Genomic DNA, 1,049 nt, shown 5'->3' with positions numbered 1-1,049 from the left:
GGTGCCGGTGGTGCCGGTGGTGTCGGTGGTGGCGGGGTTGTGGTGTGGCCGGTGTCAGCGCGGGGGGAGGTGGCTCTTCGGGGGCAGGCCGGTCGGCTGTTGGAGGTCGTGGACGGTTCGGTCGGTTCTGTGGCTGATGTGGGGTTTTCGCTTGCGGTGACGCGGTCGGTGTTCGAGGACCGTGCTGTGGTCGTGGGTTCGGGTGTGGAGGACCTGCGGTCTGGGCTTGCGGCGTTGGCGTCCGGTGAGGCGGATGCGCGGGTGGTGCGGGGTGCGGTGCTGCGGGGGCGTACGGCGTTCCTGTTCGCGGGGCAGGGCTCGCAGCGGCTGGGTATGGGACGGGAGTTGTACGAGGCGTATCCGGTCTTCGCCGGGGCTTTCGACGCGGTGGACGCGGAACTTCCGTTCGATCTGCGGGAGGTGGTCTTCGGTGAGGACGCGGAGCGTCTGAACCGGACGGAGTACGCGCAGCCCGCTCTGTTCGCCCTCGAGGTGGCGTTGTTCCGGTTGCTGGAGTCGTGGGGTGTGCGCCCGGATGTGCTGGCCGGTCATTCGATCGGTGAGATCGCGGCGGCGCATGTGGCGGGGGTGTGGTCGCTGGCGGATGCGTGCCGTCTGGTGGTGGCGCGTGGCCGGTTGATGCAGGCGCTGCCTGAGGGTGGTGCGATGGTCGCGGTGCAGGCGGCCGAGGACGAGGTGTTGCCGCTGCTCAGTGACGAGGTGGGTATTGCGGCGGTCAACGGTCCGCGGGCGGTGGTGGTTTCGGGTGCGGTCGACGCGGTGGAGGAGGTGGCTGCGCACTTCCGTGCCCAGGGCCGCAAGGCGACCGCCCTGCGGGTGAGCCATGCGTTCCACTCGCCGTTGATGGAGCCGATGCTGGCCGGCTTCCGGGTGGTCGCGGAGGGGTTGTCGTACGGGCGGCCGAGGCTGCCTGTGGTCTCCACGGTGACCGGTGAGGCGGTGAGTGCCGAGGAGTTGATGTCACCGGAGTACTGGGTGCGGCACGTGCGGCGGACCGTGCGTTACGCCGACGCCGTCCGCACCCTCGC

Annotated in this window: 1 protein-coding gene; it reads left to right on the top strand. The window is 70.2% G+C overall.

Features of this window, described 5'->3' with window-relative positions; translation table 11 throughout:
• Positions 1-156: 156 nt before the first annotated feature.
• A partial coding sequence (locus ACWC5O_RS45535; protein ID WP_450781418.1) for an acyltransferase domain-containing protein occupies positions 157-1,049 on the top strand: 893 nt, incomplete at its 3' end.

The sequence above is a fragment of the Streptomyces sp. NPDC001450 genome (genome assembly GCF_053597295.1).
Note: the sequence above shows the minus strand (reverse complement) of the source record. Positions and strands in the feature narration are given on the sequence as shown.